Below are 23,318 nucleotides of genomic sequence, written 5' to 3'. Positions count from 1 at the left end.
CTGGCTCGATTTGACCAGATTCGAGGGTACGTCTGGTTCGTGTTCCTTCGACCCAGGCGTAGGCCGCGGTCACCCCGCCCCGCGGCGGCGGGAGCGGGGGTCGGCGCTCAGTCCTGGAGCAGCCCGAGGACGTTGCCGTCGGGGTCGGTGAAGGTGGCCACCAGGCGTCCGCCGCCGACGTCGTGCGCGGGCTCCTTCACGGTGGCGCCCGCGGCGGTCACCTCGGCCAGCTTCGCCTCGATGTCGGCCACGTGCCAGTACGCCACCGGCGAGGTCATGCCCTGCGGTCCACCGCCCGGCACCAGCCCGATGTGCTGACCCTCGGCCTCGAAACCGACATAGTAGGACGAGTCGGCCACCGGCTGGACGCCGAGCAGAGCGGCGTACACCGCTTTGGCGGCGGCCAGGTCGGAGACGGGATGCAGGACGGTCTTGATTCCCTGGGTGGTCATGGGCACTCCTGAGATTGCGGATTGTCGAGCTTGAAGACGGACGGAGATTGCCGTCGGTCATGACAGTCAGGCTAGTTGCGGGCCTGTGACCTGCGCTTCTCGATTCCTGACCGGTCTGGTCACCTGTTTCCCGAGGTCCTAGAGTTGGCCGAATGAGCCCAAAGATCGCGACGTCGGACACCGTCACCCGTGAGCAACTGCTCGATTTCCTGCGCGTACGGCACCGGGCGATCGTCATCACGGCCCGGCGGGACGGACGGCCGCAGGCGTCGCCGGTGACCTGCGGGGTCGACGACGACGGCAGGATCGTGATCTCGACCTACCCCGAGCGGGCCAAGACCCACAACGCCCGGCGCGACGAACAGGTCAGCGTCATGGTGTTGTCGGACGACTTCGACGGCGCTTGGGTGCAGGTGGACGGCACCGCGGAGGTGCTCGATCTGCCGGAGGCGCTCGAACCCCTGGTGGACTATTACCGCTCGATCTCGGGCGAGCATCCCGACTGGGACGAATACCGTGCGGCCATGACACGCCAGGGCAAGTCGCTGCTGCGCGTCACCCCCACCCGCTGGGGCCCGATCGCCACCGGCGGCTTCCCCGCTCGCCTCGCCTGAAGATGGCGCTTAAGCCGCCCTCCTCGCCGGATAGATGAGGACGAGATCCACGCCTGGACGTGTATACAGGCGCAGGCGGTAGCGGCCAGGGCCGTTGCGCGCGAGGTTGGGGAAGCGCACCTTGCTCGCCGACAACGTCTCCATCACCAGGCGGCCCGATTCGCTGATGATGTCGGCCTCGACCACCTCGTCCCACCCTTTTCGTCGCAGGGGTGGCGGGGCCGAGTTCAGCGCCTTCGCCGTGACGCAGGTCGCCCAGTCCTGGCTGGGTGTGTAGATCAGGGCCAGCTGACCGCTGGTTGCCAGGGTGTCGACCTGTTTCGCGTCCCAGATCTTCTCGGCGTCTTCCTCGGTGTCCGCTTCCGCGTCGTAGATGCCGTAGGGCTGGGTGTCCCAGTCGTAATAGGACGCGGTCGCCTGGAACCGGGTGCGTAGCGCGGGCCACGGGTCGCGGCACAGTGCGTCCTCCTTGCGCGCCTCGCGCCTCAACCGTTCGCGCTGGATGTTCTCCTTCTCTGCCTCTTGCTGGGCGATCTGAGCGGATGACAGCAACAGATCCGGATATTTCCGTCCAATCACCTCCGGGCAGAGCAGCGCGAGCAGCGCAGGCCGAGCCCTGACCGGCTCCCCGGCTGCGAACCTGGCGCACGCATTCCAGCCCTTGCCGAGCAGTTCCTGGTCCGAGACATGCCGAGAAGGCTTGCTCACGCTGCACACGTAGGCCCAATCGCGCTTGTTGGCCGGGACATCCGCGACACGTGGCGGTTTCCACCACGTCCAACATTCGGTGGGCTCATCGCTCTGCCAGGTGTAGGTGAGATGTGGACGGCCTTCGGCTCCGATGACCATCAGCGGGAGAACCGTGGCAGCAGCGGCGACCGCTGTGGGCACGCGCAGTGGCGCGTTCTGCTTCGGCTCGCGGTTCAGTTCATGCGCCGTACGGGCCAGCCAGACGATGTAGAGCACATCCATCGCCTCGGCGATCGACTCGATCGTGCTGCCGCGGGTCAGGCCATCCACCAACTCCACCAGGAACGCGCTCGCGAATATGCCCAGCCCGATGAGGAGGGTCATCCGGCTCCAGCGCCCGTCGCGCCGCTGAGCGAGCAGGAGCATCACTATCGCGACGAACGAGGCCACTCCTGCGGCCATGACAGTCACTTGATAGGCCGGACTCATGAAGAGCCGGAACACTGAATCGTCCGCCAGGTCGTACACGAGCGATCTGACCGGTTCCATCAGTCCGAGCAGGAGCAGAGCCAGTCGGAAGGGCCAGCCTGACCCGGTGAACACCATCGTGAACAACACGAGCGCGGGCACCCAGAGCGCCAGCCCGATGACCGTTTCGACCAGGCCTGGGAGGAGTGAGGGGATCAGCAGCCACACTACGTCGGCGTACAGCAGCAGCCGTAGCCACCTGGCCGCCCGGCTCATCGGCACGGCCGTGGGCGCGGGTCCCCGCAGAACCTGCCACAGCATCCACGAGTTCACCAGCCCAAGCAGCAGCAGACCACCCAGCACCGGCACCAGCGGGGACTTCCCGGTGATCTCGCTGGGCGGGTACCACATGGTGACCAACCAGGCGGGTGTCGCCGTGCCCATCACCAGGCTGAGGATGATCGAACCGAGGGTGATGACTAAGTAGGCAGAAGCCGCCAAACGGTATATGCGCACAATGAGGCATGATCGTAGTACGACTACGCAATGCTCCCGTGCGGGCCCAGCGGGCATTCCGGAGCTGGTCCAGGTGAATTGCCGGAATCCGAGAATGCCGGTTTGAAGCCGGATACGTCACCGGATGGGACGACGCGCAAGGTCGAAGAAGTCGATGGCGTACCACCCGATGCCGTCTTCAGTCAGCTTCTCGGCCGTAAACGACCGAGCTTGCAGCTCCTGACCGTCGATGGCGTCGACGGTTCGGGCCGCGTCAGGCAGCGTGACTCACTGCCCAGCCCGTGGCACCGCGTGAGGCGATGTTGCGGGCCGCGTTGACGTCGGCGTGCTCAGCGAAGCCGCACGAGGTGCAGGAGAAGGTGGCCTGGTCCGGCCGGTTCTTCTTGTCCACATGCCCGCAGGTCGAGCATTCCCGGCTGGTGCAGGCCGAATCGACGTACACCAGGGGAACGCCCTGGCCGGCCGCCTTGTAGGCGATGAAGCTTCCCAGCTGGTGGAAACTCCACGAGTGCAGGGTGACCCGCTGGGGCTTGCGGAGCCGTACCCGGTCACGGATTCCACTCAGGTCTTCCAGTGAGATGCCGCGCCCGGTGCGTTTCGCCTCGGTCACGATGCGTTTGCTGATGACGTGGTTGGCGTCGGCGGCGAAGCGGGCCTCTTTGCGGAAACGCCGTTTGAGGAGTCGTTTCGCGGACTTGGTGTTCCTGGCCTGCAACCGGCGGCGTAGCTCCCGGTGCCGGTGGCGGACCGCGTTGAGGGTCTTCCCGGCGTAGAGCGTGCCATCGGAGGTGGTCGCGAAGTTGGCGATGCCCAGGTCGACGCACACGAATCCGACCGGGTCGAGGACCTGGACGTCGGGCAGGTCGCAGGTGGCGTACAGAAACCACATGCCGTCGCGGTGGATCAGGTCGGATTCGCCTTTGCGGTGCGCGGTGAGCATCTTCAGCTGATCGGGAGAGCCGGTGAAGGCCATGTTCCTGAGTCGGCCGGCCGTGGTCCAGATCGACAGCGTGCGGGCGTCGTGGTTCCAGCTCAGGCACCGGTCGTCGTAGGGCTTGGCGGCGTCGGGACCGAAGGTGATCGGTTTGGATTCGGCTTTGGCCCGGCGGGGCGAGCCTTCCGGGCCCAGGTTCCCCGCGCGGATGTTGCTTCTCAGGGAGGTGTAGGCGTCGGCTACCTTCTTGATCGCGTGCTGGGCGGCCTGCGCCGCGAGAGCGAACTCCTCCCGCACGTTGGCGTAGGTGAGTTTCCTCAGGTCGTAGTGGCGGCGCGTGTTCCGTTCGAACGCGACCTTCGACACGTGGTTGGCGGCCTGGTTGACCATGCGCAGGGTTGCCTGTAGTGCCGCCGCCTGCTCGGGCGTTGGCAGGAGCTTCACCCGCACCACCAACTTCACAATCGAACACACTACCATTTGGCCTATGTCACCGCGCTGGGAGCCTGACCCCGACACCCGCCGGGGTAGAAGTGTTGTCCATAGCCTCCACGCTCACTTGGTCTTCATCCCGAGGTCTCGACGTGGAGTGTTCACCGAGGAGATCCTGACCCGCTGCGAAGCCATCATGATCGAGGTGTGTGACAACTTCGGCGCGGAACTGGTGGAGTTCAACGGCGAACCCGACCACGTCCACCTCTTGGTCCGCTACCCGCCCAAAGTCGCCCTGTCCAGCTTGGTCGGCTCCCTCAAGGGCGTCTCGGCCCGACTCCTGCGCAAGCAGTACCCGGCCCACATCAGCAAGGACCTGTGGGGCGACCACTTCTGGTCCCCGTCCTACTTCGCCGCCTCCTGCGGCGGAGCCCCACTCTCCATCATCAAGGAGTACATCGAGAACCAGAAACGGCCCGGCTGAGCTACTCACGCGGACTACCTGTCACGGCACCGCTCGGGCCTGAAGGCCCTCCCGCGCTGTCGCTTCCTCCCGGGCGTAAACGCCCGGGGTAGATCTCGCTGGAACTTGCTCGCTTTCGAGGAGACAGCAGGCGGGGCCTTTCCCCTGATTCTTCACCTGCCGGTGTGCGGGGCTGTCGCGGGTAGTTCCACAGTGATGCGGATCCCGCCGGCAGAGCGCGGGGTGAGGGTGAGTGTTCCGTCATGTGCGTGGGTGATGGTCTTGACAATTGCCAGGCCGAGGCCGACGCCCGCGTGGTCGGTGTGTATCCGCTCGGTGCCACGCTGGAACGGTTCGGTGAGTGTCGAGACCAGCCGCGGGGTGAGCGTCTCGCCGGTGTTTTCGACAGCGAGCACCACGGTCTTGGGGCGGACGCTGGTATTGACCCAAACGGTGCCCTGTTCGGACAGGTTGTGGACGATCGCGTTCTGCACCAGGTTCATGGTCAGCTGCAGCAGGAGCGTTTGCGATCCGATCGTGGGGGTGATGTCGCCGCAGGTCTCGATGGTGACGCCATGCTTTTCCGCGAGGGGGAGGAGTGTTTCTGTGGCTTCTTCCGCCACGAGGGACAGGTCGACGTGTTCCCGGGTGAAGGACCGCTGCTCGGCGCGGCTGAGCAGGAGCAATGCTTCGGTGAGGTCGATGGCTCGGGTGTTGACGGCGTGGAGGCGGTCGACGAGTTCGCCGATGTCGCGGTGCGGATCGGTGCGGGCCACGTCGAGAAGTGCCTTCGAGATCGCGAGCGGGGTGCGCAGTTCGTGAGAGGCGTTGGCTGCGAATCTCTGCTGTTCGGCGACGTGTGCTTCGAGCCGTTCAAGCATGCCGTCGAAGACGTCGGCGAGTTCGCGAAACTCGTCTCTGCGGCCCGGTAGCCGGATTCGGTGGGAGAGTGATCCGGTCGTGGCCAGCCGCGTGGCGTCGGCGATGCGGGTCAGCGGGGCGAGCATCCGGCCGGCGAGGATCCACCCTCCCGCGAGGCCGAACATCAGCAGCAAGAGCAGCACCGCGCCCGCGGCCGACGCGAAGTCGCGCAGGAGGGTCGTGCGGCTCAGCACTCCCCCGGGGACACTCGTGTAGTCGGGCAGGTGGCGCAGGATGAAGATCCACACCGCCGCGAGCGGCAGGGCGCCGGCGAGCATGAGGAATCCGGCGTAGCTGAGGGTGAGTTTGAGGCGAACGCTCAACCCGGGCGCTCTATCCACGGTCTCCTCCCTCATGTCCGGCCTCTGGTCGCGTGTCGATGCGGTAGCCGACGCCGGGAACGGTGGCGATGAGCCAGGGTTCGCCGAGACGCTTGCGCAGTGCCGAAACCGTGATGCGCACGGCGTTGGTGAACGGGTCGGCGTTCTCATCCCACGCCCGCTCCAGAAGTTCCTCGGCGCTGACGACACCGCCTTCGGCCGCGACGAGGACTTCGAGCACGGCGAACTGCTTCCTGGTCAACGCGACATAGCGGCCGTCCCGGTAGACCTCTCTGCGGAACGGGTCCAGCCGCAGACCGGCGATCTCTCGCACAGGCGGCCTGTTGTGGGCACGTCTGCGGTCGAGTGCTCTGAGCCTGAGGACGAGCTCCCGGAGTTCGAAAGGCTTGGTGAGGTAGTCGTCGGCGCCGAGCTCGAACCCGGAGGCTTTGTCGTCGAGCCGGTCGGCAGCGGTGAGCATGAGGATCGGCATGCCGCTGCCGGAGGCGACGACGCGTTTGGCGATCTCGTCACCGGACGGTCCAGGAACGTCGCGGTCAAGGACGGCGATGTCGTAAATGTTGATGCCCAGCAGTTTCAGAGCAGTGTCGCCGTCACCTGCGATGTCGGCGGCGATCGCGTCCAGGCGGAGACCATCGCGGATGGCTTCCGCCAGATAAGGTTCGTCCTCGACGATCAGCACGCGCACGCTCTTGATGCTACGAGCGGGCGCATATCGTCAGCGTATTGAAAACCGCATACGCGCTGGCAACACCACGCTGCCTTGACTGGCGCTATGCCCCCAATCCCACCGGCGGCACGAATATCGCGCCGCCGGATTCGCCGGTTCCTCGCTTTGAGTGTCGTCCTAGCAATGATCAGCGCAGCCTGCGCCGACCAGGTGCCGAATTACTCGCCTTCCCCGGCCGCTGGTGTACGTGGCGAGGCTGATGGCGCCGTCCCTGACGGTGCGACGGTGTTCGAGGACGAGTATCCCGGTGTGGCCAACCTCGACCCCGCTCTACTCCAAGCCCTGCGTGAAGCGGCGACGGATGCCGCCGAGGACCAGGTCACGTTCTACGTCAACAGCGGCTGGCGTTCCCCTGAGCGCCAGAATCAGCTCCTTCGTGAGGCGGTCTCGACATATGGCTCGGCAGCGGAAGCCGCCCGATGGGTGGCCACCCCGGAGACGTCTCGGCACGTGTCGGGGGACGCGATCGACATCGGGCGCTACGATGCCACGGCGTGGCTGTCCGAGCACGGCGCCGAGTACGGGCTGTGCCAGATCTACCGGAACGAACCCTGGCACTACGAACTGCGCACTGAGGCGATCGATCGTGGTTGCCCTCGCATGTACGCCGACCCCACCCAGGACCCGAGGATGCAGCAGTGACCGGCAGTGAGTTAGGACAGACGATGACGCAGGTGCCGACGGCGTGGCTAGGTTTGCCACGAGAATCGGGGGATGAGCGGCCGCGTGCCGGAGGCGCTGGCCCCCGTCGACCTCGCGCCGACGGGGCATCCGTACCAGCGCCGAGTTAGAAGGCGAACACCTCCCAAGTGGCCACGGAGAGCCAGCAGGTGTTGGTGAAAGTTCGGGTGTAGGAGATCGGGCGGCCGAACCATACGCCCGTCGCCGTGGCCGTCACCGGGTCGTACAGGGCGATGCACATCACACCCTGCTTGGGCTGGATCGACGCGGGATTCCCCAGCGCCGGTGCCAGCCGGGCGCAGGCGGCCGCTGGGTTCGGGTGTGTCCCCCCGTCGGGTGCGCAGGTGAGCGTGGCGGTCTTGGGAATCCCGTTGCGTACGAGGGTGAGCTGGTAGTTGGCTCCGGCGGACGCGGCGGCCGGGGAGGCGGTGAGGGGAGCGGAGAACAGCGCGGCGGTCAGCGCCAGCGCGACGATCCTTACGATCTTCATCACGGCTCCTGGAATGGGTGGGTGCCATCTATGCATGCGCGGCCCGTCCGCCCCGTCAAGCCCACCGCCGCGACCGTTGACGAAGTCGCAGCGTACGGGTCGTAGCCCTGTGTATGTTTCGCAGTCTTACTCCTGCGCGCTCACCCACGCGGGGCGACTCGGGCAGACTATCGAACATATGTTCGAGACACTGGAGGAGTTGCCGGAGCAGTTCCCTCCGCTCAACTCGGTGCCGGACGGGCCACTCTTCCGGATCATCGGCGGCGGCCTGGCCCGCGCGATCCTGTGAGTGCGTCGCGATGACGGCTGGTGGCTCTATTTCCGGAGGCCGTCCTGGAGGTGACGCGCAAGGACCACGACGCCATCGCGATGAGGTGGAGGCAGGTCCACCAGGACCAGATCGAACAGCTGCCCAGCGTTGACTGCAAGCGGGTCAGGAAGGTTGACGGTCGGGTGGCAGTTCTACCGGATTCACCGGGGGTAGATCGCGTTGCTGTACAGAGATCAAAAAGGCCCACTGCAATGATCGCAATGGGCCTTTGACCTGCTGCGCGGCCGGGAGGACTCGAACCCCCAACCTTCTGATCCGTAGGAAAAGCATCGATTGGCGGCGCCTATGCCTCTGAACTGCAGAAACAGCTCGGCTTCTAGCCTGCCGTGGTGCTTGTGGGAATGCATTGGGAACATGCCGGGGCCCAGCCAATAGACATGGGTGAACCGACCGAGACGCATGAGGAGACGGCTCGCACCGTGCAGCTCGCGATCGAGTACGACCCCCGGCCACCGTTCGACGCCGGCCGCCCGGTGCGAGGCCGCACTCAGCCTGATCATCTGACCCTTCGCCCGTCGCGTGATCGCGACGACCCGTCGGAAAACGATCAGTCGCAATCAGGGGAGGGACCTTCGGATCCCACACTCCCGCCAGGTCAGTGCGATTCGTGAAGGCCCGCAGACGACTACGAGGCCCTCGCTCAGGTCTGTGCACCGAGTGCGAAGTAACCAGGAGCGCGCGTAAGCGCCGTCACCCGGGCTCGTCATAGACGGCCACTGTCAGCGCCCCCGGACGGTGCTGGTGGTCGGGGACCTTCGCCACCAGCCGGACCTGGATGGTCACCGTCTTCTGGCTCCGCGGCCGCGGCCCGCCCAAGGTGGTGAAGACGATCCCGCGATCGGCGGGCGAGGCGGAGCAGACGATGGAACTCTTGATCAGGCGGCCGTTCACCCGGACCTCTTGAGCCAGGCGGCCGGCGACGTCGCCTCCGCAGTACGTCAGGAACGCCATCGACCGGCCTTCGTTCGGAACGGTGACCGTCAATTCGCGTACGGCCGGCCAGGTGATGCTCTTCTTCGTGATCAGGGTGTATCCCCCGAAGCCCGCAGGTGGCTCGGCCGGTGGCGACGCAGCCTTCATCGTGGCGGGTGGCGTCCATTCATAGACGCCGAACCGCCACTTCTGCAGGCGCACGTCCTCGAACCCCTTGGGCGCTTTGACGGTGAACCTTGCCCGTCGCGTCCCGGCCGGGAGCGGCATCACGTCGACCGGCCTGTTCGTTTCGCACGCGTCCGACAGGAACGGGAGAGGCGACAGGGTGAACACTGTGGCGACGCCCGGAACCCGTACGGTGACGTCCGGCATCATGAACATCGACTTCGTCGGGCAATTCGGGAGAATGGCCAGCGGCCTGCCGCGCACTTCCACGTCGAACGTCACCGTCTTCTCGCGCGAGGCGTCGAGCGTCGCCGTGGCGACCCTGCGGTAGACCGTCCCGTCCGCTTCCTCCAACTGAGCCGGGATCGGGCCGCCGGCGGACGCGGTGATCGTCTGGTCGCCTTTCTCAGGCCCGCGCAAGCTCAGCATGCTCGCCGACGCCACGACCGCCACGACGCCCGCGACGACGGCGAGACGGCGACGGCGGGCGGCACGCACCCGTGCCCGCAGCGGCTCCCACGGGATCGGGCGCTCGAACGCGTGACGGCTGCGCTCGTCCAGAAGGTCATGGAGATCTCGCCGGTTGATGGGCATGCGCCTACCCCCAACTCATGGACGTTGATGCGAACGAGTCGTCTACGCGCAGTTTGGCCAGCGCCTTGCTGGTCTGGCTCTTGACCGTCCCCACACTGCACCCCAGCGTCTGGGCGGCCTGGGCCTCGGTCATGTCCTCGAAGTAGCGCAACACCACGACGGCTCGCTGCCGGACGGGCAGCCGCCCCAGCGCCTGCCAGAGGAGTTCCCGCTCGTCGGCCTGCTCCATGCGGTCGGCCTCCTGCGTCCGGGCGGGCGGCGATCCGGTCGTGACCTCCGCCCATCTCCACCGCCGCCGCCACCACGACACGTGCACATTCACCATGATCTTGCGGACGTACGCCTCCCGCTCGTCGCCCATGCGCGGCCAGGCCAGCCACGTCTTCAACAGCGCCGTCTGCACCAAGTCCTCGGCTGCCCCCCAGTCTCTGGTCAGCAGGTAGGCGGTACGGAGCAACCGCGTCCACGCGGCGGCGACAAACGCGTCGTACTCCGATCGATCCGCCATCAACAAGCCCCCCTCAAGCGACAGTCACCCGTTTGTACGCCCCCAGGACACGAAAAGGTTGCCCGGACGCTTGGTTTGCCGGACAGCGCGGCTACCGGGTTCCGGGAAGCCGCGTCAGTGCCGTGAGCGAGCCGTAACAGTGCTCCATAGCAGCGTGGGCGGCATGAATTCGACGACGCACGCGATCCAAGTCGAGGGCCTGGTGAAGCCGCCCGCGCGTGCTATTCCTGGACGAGCCGACCACCGGGCTGGACCCGCGCTCGCGCGGTGACGTCTGGGACCTCGTCCGGGACGTCGTCGCCGACGGCACGACCGTGCTACTCGCCACCCAGTATCTCGACGAGGCGGACGGGGTCGTGGTGATCAAGGTGGTGGCCGCGATCGTCACCGAGGCCGGCGGGACGGCAGCGGTCCGAGGCGGAACGCCGGCCGGCAGGCCCTGCTCGTGCTGGTCCACCTGCGCAAAGGCGAAACCCTACCGAGGCGGAGGCCGGATTCGGCGTGGGCACGACCACCGCCTGGCGCTATGTCCGCGAGGCGATCACGCTGCTCGCCCGTCGCTCCCCGAGCCTGGACCAGGCATTATGGGCAGCCGAACGCCCCGACTACGCCTTCGTCGTACTGGACGGGACCCTCATCCCGATCGACCGAGTGGCCGCCGACCGGCCGTACCACTCCGGTAAGAACCGAGCAAACTCATCCGACGCCATGACCCTGCTCCGCGCCCACTCGCCCCTCCTCCAGGGCATCCGTGCCAGCGAAAATCTGGCCACCATCCTCAGCTCGCTCAAGCAAGGCCTCATCGAGCTTGCAAGCGTCATAACCAAAGGAGGTCCAGGATCGGTCGGGAAAGCCCTGTGAATCGTGTCGAACTACGGCCTCGTCGAATTGGACAAGCGGTGGGTTGATCATCTGGCCGCCAGCAGCAACTATGGCAGCACCCTCGTCCCCGACAATGATGGGCAGGCGCTCAGTGCCTTCATGGCTTGCGACATCCACGAACTACCCGGCTACTTCAACTATGTAGGCGATGAGTCGTCGTACTCCACCCAGCAGGGCGTGAAAGGCACCGAATTCCCCAACATCCTAGTCGTCTTGGACGACGAAGAGGGCACCCACTCTCACTTCTCCTACGACAAGCTGTTCGGCTTGCGAGGGCTCTCTAAGGCCGACGAAGCAGCACTTCAAGAGGGGCGCGACAGCGTCCTGGAGCGCATTGGCGCGGTGCCATTGGAGATGAAGGACTCAAGCGGTCGGAGCTGGCCTGCGGGCTCGGCGAGGGCGAGGCTGGGGAAGCGGTCGAACAGCGCGGGAAGAGCGATCTGCGCTTCCAGGCGGGCTAAGGCAATTGAACCCTTGACCTACGCATTCACTTTGGAACCGGCGTCGCGATCGCCCAGGAGATGCATGACGAAGGTCCTTAGGACGTTGCTGCCACTGGAGACCAAAACGCCCCGAAGCACGGATGCTCGGGGCGTTTTGGCTGTTCAGGTGATGTGGTCAGGGGCGGGTCGAACGCCGACGTTGCTGTCACGGCGAGCCGCCGCCCTCGTTCCCTTTACTGCAAGATCTCGACAGCTTGGAGTACGTCCGTGAACACGTGGTCGGCCTGGTGCTCGACACCGGGCCAGGTGCCCCTGGTCGTTGAGGCCGTGCTTGGTCGGACGCCGGGAGCCGCGCCTGTGGGCCTTTCACTGTTGCTCTCCGGGCTCGGTGCCGCCCCCCGGAGAACCTGACGGTAGGAACCGACATCACGGCCGCGGTGCGGACCAAGCCCTTTAGCCGAGCCTCGTCCGTACCGCTCACCACCCCCGAACCCGCAGGTTCGTCCGGTAAAGATCCGCTTTAGGCAGCGGCCCCCTCCGGACGAACCCGCGTTTCGGTGCGTCCATATGTCTACACCAGTGTGTCGATATCGCCGAGGATATCCTTACTGTCCGAGTTGCATCACGCCGAAAGAACGAATCGTCAGACGACGGGTGTCATCTGGGATCGACGTTATGGCAACTCGTTCTCGATCACGCCGTCGGCGCCGGCCCCGAGTATTTGCTTCTGCATCTTCAGCCGATAGCGGCCGACCAGTCCCCCGATAGTCCGATTGACACCATTCCCGCCCGACGTCTGTCCTGACGCCACGGTAACCCCGGTGTCCACGTCCACGACCTGGTACTTCACCGTGTTAGCGGTGTAAGAGGTGATGTGGATGTCGACCCAGTTGCCTCCCGGGTAGGCGTTGATGATGCCGCTCGTACAGCTGGTGTTGAAGGTTCCCAGATGGCACGTGGACGACGCGGCTTCGGCCGGTGCCGCGGCGAACAGCACAGCGCACGTGGTCGCCCCGATGAGCAGCGCTTTGGTTTGCTTTCGCATGTGTTTCCTCCATAGAGGGTCTTCTGGGGTGATAATGCGGTCTTTAGTCGCATCCCCGGACCACTGTTGGTCTGCGGCGCCCCGGTAAAACCGAAGATCGTGGCGCCGGGTTGAGTATCGGACACGTCGGTATATGCCAGGTATAGACCCTGGTAGCACGCGCTTCATCGCCCTAGGACCGATCCGGCGCGGACTCTTACATGACCGCAGGAGCAAACACCGGGCCGGTATCGCCTACGCCTTGTCCATGGCATCCAAAGCCATGCTCGACAAGAACTGCCCTCATGACGACAAGGCGGTGAGGACCGCACTTCGACGGTGGGGATTCAACACCAGAGAACGTGACTCCGCTCCGGCCGAGGTGGAAGAGATCCTTCGATGGGTCTCACGCCACAGCCGACCCGTATCCGCGCTCTCCGATGCAACCGTGACACGTAAGTTGATGAACGCCGCGACTACCCGGCTCGACGGTATGCGCGTCGCCGCCAGCACCAACCGGTGGCATCGCGTCATCCTCTCCAACGCGCTGACCCACGCCGTCGAACTCGGCCTCCTCGATACCAACCCCATTCCGAGCTTGAAATGGAAAGTGTCCACGCCGACCCATCACGTGGACCGCAAGTCAGTCGTCAACCCCGAACAGGCCCGACGACTACTCGGCGCGGTGGAGGCCCAGAAGCCCAGCGGCCCATTGCTGATGCCGTTCTTCGCAACCCTCTATTTCGCTGGCCTCTATTTCGCTGGCCTCTATTTCGCTGGCCTTCGCCCCGAGGAAGCGGTCAACCTGAAAGAAGGGGACCTCACCTTGCCCGATACCGACGACGCCTGGGGGGAGCTCTATCTCACCCAAGCCGCACCGGACGCGGGGAAGGAATGGACAGGCACCGGCGAGCAGCGCGACCTACGCGGCCTCAAGCACCGGCCCCAGGGCCACGGACGCCCCGTACCCTGTCCTCCCGAGTTGGTTGCCATTCTGCGTAACCACCTCAAGGAACACGGGGCGGGACCTGACGGCCTGATCTTTCGTGGGCGGTTCGGGGGCATGCTTTCGACCAGCACCATCAAGCAAATCTGGGCTAAGGCACGAGTAGAGGCGCTAAGCACTGAAGATGCTGCTTCTCCAATCGCCCGGCGCCCTTACGACCTACGCCATGCCTGCTTGTCCACATGGCTCAACGCTGGCGTTTCCCCGAAACAGGTTGCCGAGTGGGCGGGCAACAGCGTGGAAGTTCTCCACCGGACATACGAGAAGTGCCTCGTCGGTCACGACCAGATCGCCATGCGCCGCATCGACAGCGCCCTGTATGGCGAGTTCTCGCGCTCTCCAGAGGCGGGGACTACAGGCTCGCCATGACCCTCCGCGGGCGGCCCCGCACCACGGGAGACGGGACTCGTCGACGGCCAGTCTGCGCCCGACAGCGTGGGAACACATTGGGAATGATCAGCCGACTACGCTAGATCATCTCCGAACACCGCCGGGCACGGGGAGGATCTTCGGAATGAAGAAAGCCCAGGTCATCGCAGTGATGACCTGGGCTCTGCCTTGCGCGGCCGGGAGGACTCGAACCCCCAACCTTCTGATCCGTAGTCAGATGCTCTATCCATTGAGCTACGGCCGCTTGTTTGTTGCCGTGACTTGTCGCTGGCAACGGATCCAACTGTACCAGCCGGACATGGCTGATCGAGCCAATTATCCCGTGGGCCACGCCGTCCTGGCGTCAGGTTGTGGATCTTCTTGGAGATCGACGGCTGGGGGTTGATCAGGGGAAGGGCCGGCTGGGGCGGAGTCGTGGGCCTGCATCCGGCATGTCGTCGAGAGGTGATCACGGGTGGCTTGGGGATGCGACCACTCTCGTGGTTCGGGGTGGGGGCGAGCGGGTCGCCGATCATAGCGTAGCGCTCGTTCGAATCTGCCGCGGATGCCCCGGATTTTCAGGGCATGACGGAGTCGAGGGTGCCAGGGGCGTCGAGGGTTGTGGTCATTCCTTGGCTTTGGGGGTGGGGCGGGTGGGGGATGAGGGTTCGTGCCCCCTGCCAAGAAGGGTCAAAGTTCTCTGGCTGTGGGCGTGGAGCGCAATCGCGAGGGCCATAAAAAGGGATATATCCGCCTATACCTCACCAGATGGGGCTGATGCTGATGAACCTAGGCATCGTCGTGACGGCCGCGTGTCTTCTCGTGGTGCTGATCGTCATGCAGTCCGTACGGCGGCGGAAGGTGGACATCGAGAACGAGCGCATGCTGGCCGAGCAGGTCGAGGGGGCGCTGGGAGCCGATGGGCGTGGGCTCGATGATGCGGTGATCTTGCTTCAGCGGTCGCGGCAGTTGGGGTTGGCGGCGCGGCTGCATGTGTCGGGGGCGCCGAGGAAGTTGCCGCGCAGTGTGGATCTGGCCGGGTATCGCATTGTTCAGGAGGCACTGACCAATGCGCTGGAGCACAGGACGAACGCGGCGACGGTGACCATCAGCTATCAGGTGGGCGCGATCACGCTCACTGTGGACAGCCCGGTTGGGGGGAAGCCGACGCGACATTCTGGGGTGAAGCGGATGCGCGAGCGGGCGACTCCGTTGGGCGGGACGGTGCAGTCGGGGCCTTATCGGGGGGGCTGGCGGGTTCACGCGTACCTGCCTACCGAGCTCACTCCGTCGTGACCTGGTCCTTTTCCTTCTTCGGTCACAGGGTGTGCCAGATCGCGGCGATCAGTGGGACTCTCAGGGCGCCGAGCACGGAATACGCGATGTACGCCGCGGCGAGACCGTGTTGCCAGGTCGCCGCAGCGCCGGAACGCATGTCGATCACGGCTGCCACCAGTAGCACCACGTCGATCAGTGGCACGCACAGCAGCAGGATGGCGCTCACGCGCGGCAGCCGCAGGCCGTACCTGGCCGCCAAGCCGAGCCCGAGGAACACCCAGAAGCCGATCTCGCACGCGATGATCAGTGCCAGCACGCCGAACACCTCCTTGATCCCATCGTCGATGCCGGACGCCTCGCATTCCTCGTCAGCGGGAACGAACCGGGATACATCCTTCGATGTACGCCGGATGATGAGATGGGGGCATGGCTCCCGGTCGGCAGGACACCTGGATGGCCGGCGTGCTCTTCGTCGGCGGCCTGGTCCTGCTCGCCGCGGGCGTGTACATCCCTCGGGCAACTCCGCCCATCCTGCTCATTGCGCCGCTCGCGATCACTTGCGTCGGGGTCGCCATCCGCAGGCGTGCGCCGATCCTCACCCTCGTCCTGGGAACGATTGGCTTGTTGGGGGACGTCCTGCTTGGTCCCTCGCTGGGCACGGTCCTGATATTTACCGACAACATCTATGCCGCCGCCCTGTACGGCCCTGCGCCGCTGACTCGTGCCCTGCTCCGGATAACCCCCGGTGGGCACCCTTGTTATCGGCGCTGCTGCCGGATATGTCGTTGGGGATTGGCGGGCGATCCTGCCGGTGGGGGTCCAGGCCGCGCTCGTCGGAATCATTCCGGTGATCACGGCGGTCATCGTCCGGCAGCACCGGGACCAGGCCGAGGCCGAGCGCGCCAGGGCGGAGCAGATCGCGCGGCTGGCTGAGCTCGACCGCCGGACGGCGATCACCGCTGAGCGTACGCGGATGGCCAGGGAGCTCCATGATCTGGTCACCAACCACTTCAGTGCGATCGCCATCCAGTCCGCGGGAGTGCTTTCTCGGTCGGATCTGGAGCCACAGGCCGTACAGGCGATCGTGGAATCGATCCGGGAGAACAGCGTTCAGGGCATGGCGGAGATGCGCACCATGATCGGGCTGCTTCGGGCTGAGACGACAGATGAGGACGAACCGACCCGGCGCAGGCTTGCTGACGCAGGGGACCTCGTCGAACGATCAGGGCTTCAGGCCACTCTTGCGATCAGCGGGTCGCCGTACGATCTGCCTGCCGCTGTCGATCTCGCCGCCTATCGGATCCTTCAGGAATCCCTGACGAATGCCCTCAAGCACGGAACGACCGCTGCCGCCATCGCCGTCGACTACCTGGCGAATGCGGTCAGAGTAACCATCGACAATCCGGTTGGCGATCAGCCGCCGGCGCTGCCGGGGGCGGGCGCGGGGCTGGTCGGGATGCGGGAACGCGTCGCGCTCGTCGGAGGGACATTCGAGGCAGGGCCGTACCGGCATGGCTGGCGGGTTCGCGCTGAGCTCCCCATTCAGGGGGAGATGTCATGATCAGGGTGCTGGTCGCGGATGATCACGCGGCCGTGCGCGCTGGGGTGCTGCTGATCCTGGGTGGGGCTCCCGATATCGAGGTGGTCGGGGAGGCCGCGGATGGGCGTGCCGCGGTGGAGCTGGCCATGGAAATGCGGCCAGATGTTGTGCTTATGGATATTCGTATGCCGCGCCTGGACGGGATCGCGGCCACGGCCGAGCTGAACGGCGTCGCGGATGTGATCGTTCTAACCACGTTCGACCAGGACGAGTATGTTTTCGGCGCTCTCCGGGCGGGGGCTGCGGGCTTTCTGCTGAAGAACATCGATGCGGACACCCTGGTCCAGGCCGTGCGACTGGTCGCGCGTGGTGACGGCCTCATCTCGCCGTCGGTCACCCGGCAGCTTATCTCCGCGTTCGCCCAGACGCGTACGGCCCCGGAACCCGAAGGGCTCACGGCGCGCGAACGGGAGGTCCTCGGGTGTCTCGGTCGGGGCTGTCGAACGCGGAGATAGCCCGCGAACTAGACATCGCCGAACCGACGGCGAAGACGCACGTCAGCCGCGTGCTCGCGAAACTCGGGTTGCAGAGCCGGGCGCAGGCAGCGGCGTTCTATGCGGGTATGTAGAGCGACAGCGTCTCAGCGACACAGGCCGGCTTCGCCACACCTTCGACCTCGATGGTGAGCTTGAGGTTGACCAACGTCCCATTCGCCGTGGCAGTAATTTCGGCAATTTCACCACTTGCTCGTACGCGCGACCCCACCGGAACCGGAGTCGGGAACCGTACCTTGTTGAGCCCGTAGTTGATGCCCATCCGGATGCCGTCGACTCGTACCAGTTCCTGCATGAACGAGGGCAGCATCGACAGCGAGAGGTACCCGTGCGCGATGGTCCGGCCGAACGGGCCTTGGGCCGCCTTGTCCACATCTACGTGGATCCACTGGTGGTCCCCGGTGGCGTCCGCGAACAGGTTGACCTGCTCCTGCGTGACCACCCGCCACTCGGTGTGGCCCAGATGATCACCCTGCGCAGCCGCCAGCTCGCCGAGATCAGCAAATATCCGCATACGTCGAACTTTATTCTGTTGGTACGCCTCCGGCTAGGGACGGCGACCCCCAGGACCTTCCCTGGCCCTGGGGGTCCAGTTCCGTCACATGGGACGTCAGCTCGTTTAAGAATGCTGGTCAGTCATAAGTAGGTCGTGCTCTTCCTATTGAGCTAGGGGTGCACGTGGAGCACCCCGCGGGAATCGAACCCGCACCCCGACTATCTCTGTCAGCATTCGATTGTTCTGGCGTCCGACGGAGAATACTGAATCTGGAGCGAGAGTCTGAGTTTGAACGGCGGCCTCTACCATTGGGCTACTCCGGTATGCGGTACCGGAGTCGGGAATCGAACCCGAACTTTTCACCGTGTTCAGTTTCGAGCTTCATTTTCAGCTTGCGCTCCTCGCGCACCCGCTCTCACGAGCGGGGGTCTATGACGTACTACCCGAGAAGGTAGGAGAACACCGCCTCACCGACCCGCTGGTCGACGATCTCGGTGCCGTTCGCCTCCTCGCGGGCATACTTGACGGCTTCCTGCAGTTTGACGACCCGGGCCAGCAGTTCGTTCACCCGACGCTGCGGCACCGAACCGGAGAAACCGACCTTGGTCCAGTAACCGACGATGATGTCCTCGTTGTACACCTGCACCTGCGCCGGGTGTTTGTCCGTCGCGGCCACCAGGACGTGGTTGCGCGGCACCTTCTTGGTTCGCGTGGTCTTCACCGGCTCGGTGCGCCAGGAATCGGTGTTCTCGTCGCGCGTCCAGCTCTCGGACGGGTCCAGCGTGGGCAGCCGCGAAATGAAATTGTGCAGGTCGACGAGCTGCTTCTCCAGAAACAGCAGGTACGTCACCGGCACCTCGGGCACCAGCACGACCCCGTCGATCTTCACATCGGCCTTCGCCGAGCAGTTCGCGACGTCCTTGGTCGCGGTGACGTCCAGGAGCCGGGTCAGCGCCACGGTCACATCCTTGAGCACCTGCTCGGCCTGCACCTGCACCCGCGTCGACTCGGGCGGCAGCTGCTCACCCTCATCATCGATCGGCTGGTACGTCCGGGAGATGCCGGACAGCAGCGGAGCCTTGTTGATCAGGCTGTGCGCGTCCGCAACCTTACGCTGGACGTCGGATTTGACGCCCTTCTCTACGGCGAGGATCTGGTTGAGCTTGGTCACGGTATGACCGTATCGGTAAATGACGACATGTCACACCTCAATATCTGAAGGGGGGATACCCGGATCTCGGGCTCCTCGCTGGGCTGCAGGTATTTCCTATCAGCCGCCACCGACAGAACCGCTCGGCCTCGCATTGCGGTGCGAAGTGGCTCTTTCTGGAGAGTGCAGGAGGATGGATTCGAACCATCACAGCAATGCGTCCGGGTTACAACCGAATGAGCTCACCAATGCTCAGCTCCTGCGGGATACCGCGTCCAGGCGGCAGGATTCGAACCTGCGATACTCCTGCTCCCAACGCAGGCGGGCTGACCAAACTGCCCCACACCCGGTTTACCGTTCCGGCATTAGAACGGTAACAAGGCGCCTTCCGGTAGTTCATCTGGTTTTTCCGAATTATGCCTGCCGGGCGGTGGCTCAGGATTCTGTCGGTGCCGTGTGGCAGAGTCGTCGCCATGAGTGACGAGGTGCAGTTGAGGGATGTCGAAGAGGCCGACCTGGAGCTGTTCTACGCCCAGGAACACGACCCCGAGGCGACCCGGCGATCAAGATTCGTTCCCCGGGAACGGGACTATTTCATGAACCATTGGCGGACGAGGATCTTGGGTGATCCCACGGTCTTCGTGCAGACGGTCACGGTCGACGGCGTGGCCGCCGGCAACATCGTTGCCTGGTGGGAGGAGGGTAGACGTTTTATCGGCTACTGGTTCGGGCGCGAGTTCTGGGGGCGCGGCGTCGGCACCAGAGCCTTAGGTCTGTTCCTCGAACGAGAAAAGACTCGCCCCCTCTTCGCCGACCCCTTCTCCGGCAATGCCGGTTCGGTGCGTCTGCTGGAGAGGTGTGGGTTCCGGCCGAGCGGAACGGTCATGCATGGCCAGGACGAGCACATCATGCTCGTCCTGTCCGACGCTGAGAGCGACTGATTGCTCATTGTCGTGAGGCGAACCGTCGCTGGTCGCGACCACGCAGCCGACGCTGAGAGAACGTTGGTGGAAGAGGGATGCTGCGCTGACGAACGATCCGCGCCATCCTCATATCGTCGGAGGCATGGTGCCGATTCCGGATGAGATGAACGCTTGGGTCGTCGACCGGCCGGGGCCGATGGCCACTGGGCCGCTGCGGTATGTGCGGGTTCCGGTCCTCGAGCCTGGTCCTGGGGAAGTCCTGATCAAGGTAGAGGTGTGTGCGGTGTGCCGTACCGACCTGCATCTTACCGAAGGGGACCTGAAGCCCCGACGTCCGCGTACCGTCCCCGGGCATGAAGCGGTCGGTCGCGTTGTCGGGGGCGTCCGGGATGGCGGGTTGGCGGTCGGCACCCGGGTGGGGGTGGCGTGGCTGCGGTCAACCTGCGGCGAATGCCGGTATTGCTTGCGCGGGGCGGAGAACCTCTGTCCGTATTCCACGTATACCGGGTGGGATGCGGATGGCGGGTATGCCGAGTACCTCGTGGCACCCGAGGCCTATGTCTATCCGTTGCCGGAGGACCATCCGGCGGAGAAGCTGGCTCCGCTGCTCTGCGCGGGGATCATCGGATATCGCTCGCTGGTGCAGGCCAACCTTCCGCCCGGTGGCCGGCTCGGTATCTACGGGTTCGGCGCGTCGGCGCACCTCACCGCGCAGGTGGCTATCGCCCAAGGCGCTGCCGTACATGTGCTGACAAGGTCGGAGAAAGCGCGCGAACTCGCTCTGGGGCTGGGGGCGGCTTCCGCACGAGGCGCCTACGACGAACCACCCGAGCCGCTCGATTCGGCCATTCTCTTCGCTCCGGTGGGTGAGCTTGTGCCGGTCGCGCTTCGGGCGCTGGATCGTGGTGGAACGCTCGCCGTCGCGGGCATCCATCTCACCGACATCCCCAGCCTCGACTACGAACGGCATCTCTTTCAGGAGCGTGTGCTACGAAGTGTCACGGCCAATACCCGCGAGGACGGGCGCGCATTTCTGGCATTCGCCGCAGACAACGCCCTCCAGGTCTCGACCGTCCCGTACGACTTCGCCGACGCATCCGACGCTCTCAGCGATCTCGCCGCCGATCGCGTCAACGGCGCGGCAGTCCTGATCATGGGTGGCTGAACTGACCATGCCACAGGGTAACCGCGGCCAGCTGAGTGGACCGTCTCCTCAACGACGCCGCGCAGCCCGCTCGGCCAGGTGGCGTGGCAGTCATCTGCATGGTGGCAAGAGCGGTGACCACGAGCTCGCCGGGTCAAAGTGGCTCCCCGATCGCGGCGCTCCGAGCCGGTGAACGTTATTGGACACGGCGTTGGCCAGCAAGGTTGAACAGATCTCCCAGACCTGCCTTGATCCGGTCCGCTGTCACACCGCAGTCGCGCAGGCGGTGGGCGAGGAGTGGGGCGGCCAGTGTGGCCAGCAGCGCGTCGGCCAGGACGTAGGCGTCGGCGTCGGGTCTGGCTTGGGCGATGAGCATCGACAGGTGCGCGTGGTAGGCGTCGTACGCACCGCCGAACCGGGCCAGTGGAGCCGCCGTTTCGGCCATCAGCAGCAGGTCGAGTTGCTCCACGGTTCTGTCGACTGCGGCGTTCAGGAAGGCGCGGATGCGGACGGGCGCGTCGGCGCCGGGGCCGAGTGGGGGCGGTCCAGCGATGAACGCTGCCTGGAACTCCCGCTCTCGCTCGTCGATGAGCGCGTAGGCCAGCCCGGAGCGATCACCGAACCGGCGGTACAGGGTGCCGACACCGACTCCCGCGGCCGCGGCGACGTCGGCCATCGCCAGGCCCTCGACGCCGTGGGAGGCGACGATCTCGGCGGCGGCGGCGAGGATCTTCGCCCGGTTGCGCGCCGCGTCGACCCGCTCCTGCCGCGGATTTGTGACGAGGTTCACCGTCACAGGCTACTGGAGGCCTTGCAAGCGGAATCGATTCCGATTAACTTGAAACGGAATTGATTCCGTATAGGAGGTTGCTATGACACGCAAGGTCGCACTCGTCACCGGAGGAAGCCGTGGGATCGGCGCCGCCACCGCCGTCCGGCTCGCCGCCGACGGCGCTGACGTCGTGATCACGTACGCGCGCTCGGCGGATCGAGCGGCGGCGGTGGTGAAGGAGATGGCCGCAGCTGGGGCGCGGGGGCTGGCCGTGGAGGCGGAGGCATCCGACGCAGGCATGTTGGTGGCGGCGGTCGAGCGTACGGTCGCCGAGTTCGGGCGGATCGACATTCTGGTCAGCAACGCCGGCATCGCGCCGTACGGGCCGCTTGATGAGGTGACGCTCGCCGAGGTCGACCGATGTCTGGCGATTCACGCCCGTGCCTCGTTTGTCCTGGCCCAGGCGGCTGCGCGGTATATGGGGGTGGGGGGCAGGATCATCTGTGTCGGTAGCAGCCTTGCTGTGCGGGTGCCGTACCCGGGGTGGACTCTCTACGCGATGAGCAAGTCGGCGCTGATCGGATTGACCAAGGGGCTCGCGCGGGATCTGGGGCCGCGCGGTATCACGGCCAATCTCGTTCATCCCGGTTCGACCGACACCGAGATGAACCCGGCCGATGGTCCGGACGCGGAGGATGAGCGGCGTTTCACCGCGCTGGACAGGTACTGCCAGCCCGAGGACATCGCCGCGACTATCTCCCACCTGGCGGGCGAGGGCGGTGCGAACATCACCGGCTCTGCCATCGCCGTCGACGCGGGCACCACGGCCTGACCCGCCGTGGCTTGGGTTTTGCTCGTTGTGGCGGCCATGCTGGAGGTCGTCTGGGCCACCGCGCTTGAGCGCTCTGCCGGGTTCACGCGGCTATGGCCAACGGTCATCGGGGTGACGGCGGCGGCCTTGAGTTTCGTCCTGCTCACTTTCGCGCTCAAGACCCTGCCACTGGGTACGGGCTACGCCGTCTGGGTCGGGCTCGGCGCGGTCGGGGTCGCCGTCATGGGAATCGTCGCCCTGGGCGAAAGCGCCGCACCCGCTCGCTTGGCCTGCCTGATGCTCATTCTGGTCGGCGTGGTCGGCCTGAAGTTCCTTGACGGCTGAGGGCGTGATTTGAGGGTCTGCTGCTCCTGGGGGTCACCGTCCCCGGCAGTGTCGATGGCGGCCTTCGGAGACCTCGCGACATGTGGGGGCGGGAAGGGCCAATGCCTGAGGGCGTACCGCAACGATGCCCGCCGCCTGCTCGTTCACTCGGCCCATACGGGCGTATCTTAAACGTTCCGGGGCCGTAACCTTATGCGAGAAAGGTTTACGATCCGATTCCTGGAACAATAAACCCGCCGCCACATTGTTTTCTTCGGGCTCCCTCTTCCAAGTTGTCGCGCCAAAGCGAACTTCCTGTCGGGTGTCCATTCACGGGGG

Annotated in this window: 25 protein-coding genes, 3 tRNA genes and 2 pseudogenes; 14 read left to right on the top strand and 16 right to left on the bottom strand. The window is 65.4% G+C overall.

What is annotated here, in order from left to right:
• Positions 1-107: 107 nt before the first annotated feature.
• Positions 108-452 (bottom strand): VOC family protein, encoded by a 345-nt coding sequence (locus Acor_RS33585; RefSeq protein WP_155340797.1) that lies wholly within the window; start codon positions 450-452, stop codon positions 108-110.
• Between the two features lie 152 nt (positions 453-604).
• On the opposite strand from Acor_RS33585, the gene Acor_RS33580 reads away from it, so the two are divergent.
• Positions 605-1,066 carry a PPOX class F420-dependent oxidoreductase gene (locus Acor_RS33580; protein ID WP_155340796.1) on the top strand — a complete coding sequence of 154 codons (462 nt, stop codon included), beginning with the start codon at positions 605-607 and terminating at the stop codon, positions 1,064-1,066.
• Between the two features lie 9 nt (positions 1,067-1,075).
• Here Acor_RS33580 and Acor_RS33575 read toward each other — a convergent pair whose 3' ends face one another.
• Entirely contained in the window at positions 1,076-2,593 is a 1,518-nt protein-coding gene (locus Acor_RS33575; protein WP_155340795.1) for a hypothetical protein, read from the bottom strand.
• A 400-nt stretch (positions 2,594-2,993) separates the two neighbouring features.
• Complete coding sequence (locus Acor_RS33570) at positions 2,994-4,118, bottom strand: RNA-guided endonuclease InsQ/TnpB family protein (RefSeq protein WP_308805703.1); 1,125 nt, start codon at positions 4,116-4,118, stop codon at positions 2,994-2,996.
• Positions 4,119-4,161: 43 nt separating this feature from the next.
• Here Acor_RS33570 and tnpA point away from each other — a divergent pair, with 43 nt between their 5' ends.
• Positions 4,162-4,590, top strand: coding sequence for an IS200/IS605 family transposase (gene tnpA / locus Acor_RS33565; RefSeq protein WP_155340793.1), 429 nt, complete (start codon positions 4,162-4,164; stop codon positions 4,588-4,590).
• Positions 4,591-4,742: 152 nt separating this feature from the next.
• Here tnpA and Acor_RS33560 read toward each other — a convergent pair whose 3' ends face one another.
• Together Acor_RS33560 and Acor_RS33555 are read right to left on the bottom strand one after the other, a co-directional pair.
• Positions 4,743-5,768 carry a sensor histidine kinase gene (locus Acor_RS33560; protein WP_281353288.1) on the bottom strand — a complete coding sequence of 342 codons (1,026 nt, stop codon included), beginning with the start codon at positions 5,766-5,768 and terminating at the stop codon, positions 4,743-4,745.
• Between the two features lie 55 nt (positions 5,769-5,823).
• On the bottom strand, positions 5,824-6,519 hold the full coding sequence (locus Acor_RS33555; protein WP_155340791.1) for a response regulator transcription factor: 696 nt from the start codon (positions 6,517-6,519) through the stop codon (positions 5,824-5,826).
• A gap of 267 nt (positions 6,520-6,786) precedes the next feature.
• Between Acor_RS33555 and Acor_RS33550 the strand changes: the two genes are divergently transcribed.
• On the top strand, positions 6,787-7,203 hold the full coding sequence (locus Acor_RS33550) for a M15 family metallopeptidase (protein ID WP_246239495.1): 417 nt from the start codon (positions 6,787-6,789) through the stop codon (positions 7,201-7,203).
• Between the two features lie 145 nt (positions 7,204-7,348).
• Here the strand turns inward: Acor_RS33550 and Acor_RS33545 are convergent, their stop codons facing one another.
• From Acor_RS33545 to Acor_RS33535, 3 genes are all read right to left on the bottom strand, one after another.
• Entirely contained in the window at positions 7,349-7,732 is a 384-nt protein-coding gene (locus Acor_RS33545; protein ID WP_170317203.1) for an SSI family serine proteinase inhibitor, read from the bottom strand.
• A 1,021-nt stretch (positions 7,733-8,753) separates the two neighbouring features.
• The gene (locus tag Acor_RS33540; protein WP_155340788.1) at positions 8,754-9,755 is read right to left on the bottom strand and encodes a hypothetical protein; all 1,002 of its coding nucleotides are present in this window, start codon (positions 9,753-9,755) and stop codon (positions 8,754-8,756) included.
• 4 nt (positions 9,756-9,759) lie between these two features.
• Positions 9,760-10,263 (bottom strand): SigE family RNA polymerase sigma factor, encoded by a 504-nt coding sequence (locus Acor_RS33535; protein WP_155340787.1) that lies wholly within the window; start codon positions 10,261-10,263, stop codon positions 9,760-9,762.
• Between the two features lie 209 nt (positions 10,264-10,472).
• Here Acor_RS33535 and Acor_RS44940 point away from each other — a divergent pair.
• The 3 genes and pseudogenes from Acor_RS44940 to Acor_RS33520 all read left to right on the top strand — a co-directional run.
• Positions 10,473-10,613 (top strand): annotated as a pseudogene (locus tag Acor_RS44940) (daunorubicin/doxorubicin resistance ABC transporter ATP-binding protein DrrA); the annotation flags it as partial.
• Positions 10,614-10,764: 151 nt separating this feature from the next.
• A complete protein-coding gene (locus tag Acor_RS46480) occupies positions 10,765-11,124 on the top strand; it encodes a hypothetical protein (protein WP_155340786.1) in 360 nt (119 codons plus the stop codon).
• Positions 11,125-11,127: 3 nt separating this feature from the next.
• Positions 11,128-11,859 (top strand): hypothetical protein, encoded by a 732-nt coding sequence (locus Acor_RS33520; protein ID WP_155340785.1) that lies wholly within the window; start codon positions 11,128-11,130, stop codon positions 11,857-11,859.
• 402 nt (positions 11,860-12,261) lie between these two features.
• On the opposite strand, the gene Acor_RS33515 is transcribed toward Acor_RS33520, so the two are convergent.
• Positions 12,262-12,633, bottom strand: a complete 372-nt coding sequence (locus Acor_RS33515; protein WP_155340784.1) for a hypothetical protein — start codon at positions 12,631-12,633, stop codon at positions 12,262-12,264.
• A gap of 247 nt (positions 12,634-12,880) precedes the next feature.
• Here Acor_RS33515 and Acor_RS33510 point away from each other — a divergent pair, with 247 nt between their 5' ends.
• A complete protein-coding gene (locus tag Acor_RS33510; RefSeq protein WP_170317202.1) occupies positions 12,881-13,987 on the top strand; it encodes a tyrosine-type recombinase/integrase in 1,107 nt (368 codons plus the stop codon).
• 192 nt (positions 13,988-14,179) lie between these two features.
• On the opposite strand, the gene Acor_RS33505 is transcribed toward Acor_RS33510, so the two are convergent.
• A tRNA-Arg gene (locus Acor_RS33505) sits at positions 14,180-14,252 on the bottom strand.
• Between the two features lie 503 nt (positions 14,253-14,755).
• Here Acor_RS33505 and Acor_RS33500 point away from each other — a divergent pair.
• On the top strand, positions 14,756-15,283 hold the full coding sequence (locus Acor_RS33500; protein WP_155340782.1) for a sensor histidine kinase: 528 nt from the start codon (positions 14,756-14,758) through the stop codon (positions 15,281-15,283).
• Between the two features lie 22 nt (positions 15,284-15,305).
• On the opposite strand, the gene Acor_RS33495 is transcribed toward Acor_RS33500, so the two are convergent.
• Positions 15,306-15,581, bottom strand: coding sequence for a hypothetical protein (locus tag Acor_RS33495; RefSeq protein ID WP_155340781.1), 276 nt, complete (start codon positions 15,579-15,581; stop codon positions 15,306-15,308).
• 429 nt (positions 15,582-16,010) lie between these two features.
• Here Acor_RS33495 and Acor_RS33490 point away from each other — a divergent pair, with 429 nt between their 5' ends.
• A complete protein-coding gene (locus Acor_RS33490) occupies positions 16,011-16,826 on the top strand; it encodes a sensor histidine kinase (protein ID WP_246239493.1) in 816 nt (271 codons plus the stop codon).
• Positions 16,823-17,433: pseudogene (locus Acor_RS33485) on the top strand (response regulator). Before Acor_RS33490 ends, Acor_RS33485 begins: the two are co-directional and overlap by 4 nt.
• Here Acor_RS33485 and Acor_RS33480 read toward each other — a convergent pair.
• From Acor_RS33480 to Acor_RS33465, 4 genes are all read right to left on the bottom strand, one after another.
• The gene (locus Acor_RS33480) at positions 17,418-17,873 is read right to left on the bottom strand and encodes a MaoC family dehydratase (protein WP_155340780.1); all 456 of its coding nucleotides are present in this window, start codon (positions 17,871-17,873) and stop codon (positions 17,418-17,420) included. The pseudogene Acor_RS33485 and the gene Acor_RS33480 sit on opposite strands and share 16 nt — an antisense overlap.
• 421 nt (positions 17,874-18,294) lie before the next feature.
• Positions 18,295-19,026: a DUF7873 family protein gene (locus tag Acor_RS33475; RefSeq protein ID WP_155340779.1), complete on the bottom strand. Its 732-nt coding sequence runs from the start codon at positions 19,024-19,026 to the stop codon at positions 18,295-18,297.
• A 163-nt stretch (positions 19,027-19,189) separates the two neighbouring features.
• Positions 19,190-19,268 (bottom strand) — tRNA-Tyr (locus tag Acor_RS33470).
• Between the two features lie 11 nt (positions 19,269-19,279).
• A tRNA-Pro gene (locus Acor_RS33465) sits at positions 19,280-19,355 on the bottom strand.
• Between the two features lie 123 nt (positions 19,356-19,478).
• Between Acor_RS33465 and Acor_RS33460 the strand changes: the two genes are divergently transcribed.
• Positions 19,479-19,946: a GNAT family N-acetyltransferase gene (locus tag Acor_RS33460; RefSeq protein WP_174876233.1), complete on the top strand. Its 468-nt coding sequence runs from the start codon at positions 19,479-19,481 to the stop codon at positions 19,944-19,946.
• A 124-nt stretch (positions 19,947-20,070) separates the two neighbouring features.
• Positions 20,071-21,093 carry a zinc-dependent alcohol dehydrogenase family protein gene (locus tag Acor_RS33455; protein WP_246239492.1) on the top strand — a complete coding sequence of 341 codons (1,023 nt, stop codon included), beginning with the start codon at positions 20,071-20,073 and terminating at the stop codon, positions 21,091-21,093.
• Between the two features lie 175 nt (positions 21,094-21,268).
• On the opposite strand, the gene Acor_RS33450 is transcribed toward Acor_RS33455, so the two are convergent.
• Complete coding sequence (locus tag Acor_RS33450; RefSeq protein WP_246239491.1) at positions 21,269-21,862, bottom strand: TetR/AcrR family transcriptional regulator; 594 nt, start codon at positions 21,860-21,862, stop codon at positions 21,269-21,271.
• Positions 21,863-21,944: 82 nt separating this feature from the next.
• On the opposite strand from Acor_RS33450, the gene Acor_RS33445 reads away from it, so the two are divergent.
• Positions 21,945-22,676, top strand: a complete 732-nt coding sequence (locus tag Acor_RS33445; protein ID WP_155340777.1) for an SDR family NAD(P)-dependent oxidoreductase — start codon at positions 21,945-21,947, stop codon at positions 22,674-22,676.
• A gap of 6 nt (positions 22,677-22,682) precedes the next feature.
• Positions 22,683-23,000 (top strand): DMT family transporter, encoded by a 318-nt coding sequence (locus Acor_RS33440; RefSeq protein WP_155340776.1) that lies wholly within the window; start codon positions 22,683-22,685, stop codon positions 22,998-23,000.
• Positions 23,001-23,318 lie beyond the last annotated feature (318 nt).

This window comes from Acrocarpospora corrugata, from assembly GCF_009687845.1.
Classification (GTDB): Bacteria; Actinomycetota; Actinomycetes; order Streptosporangiales; family Streptosporangiaceae; genus Acrocarpospora; species Acrocarpospora corrugata.
This window is presented reverse-complemented; position numbering and strand designations above follow the sequence as displayed.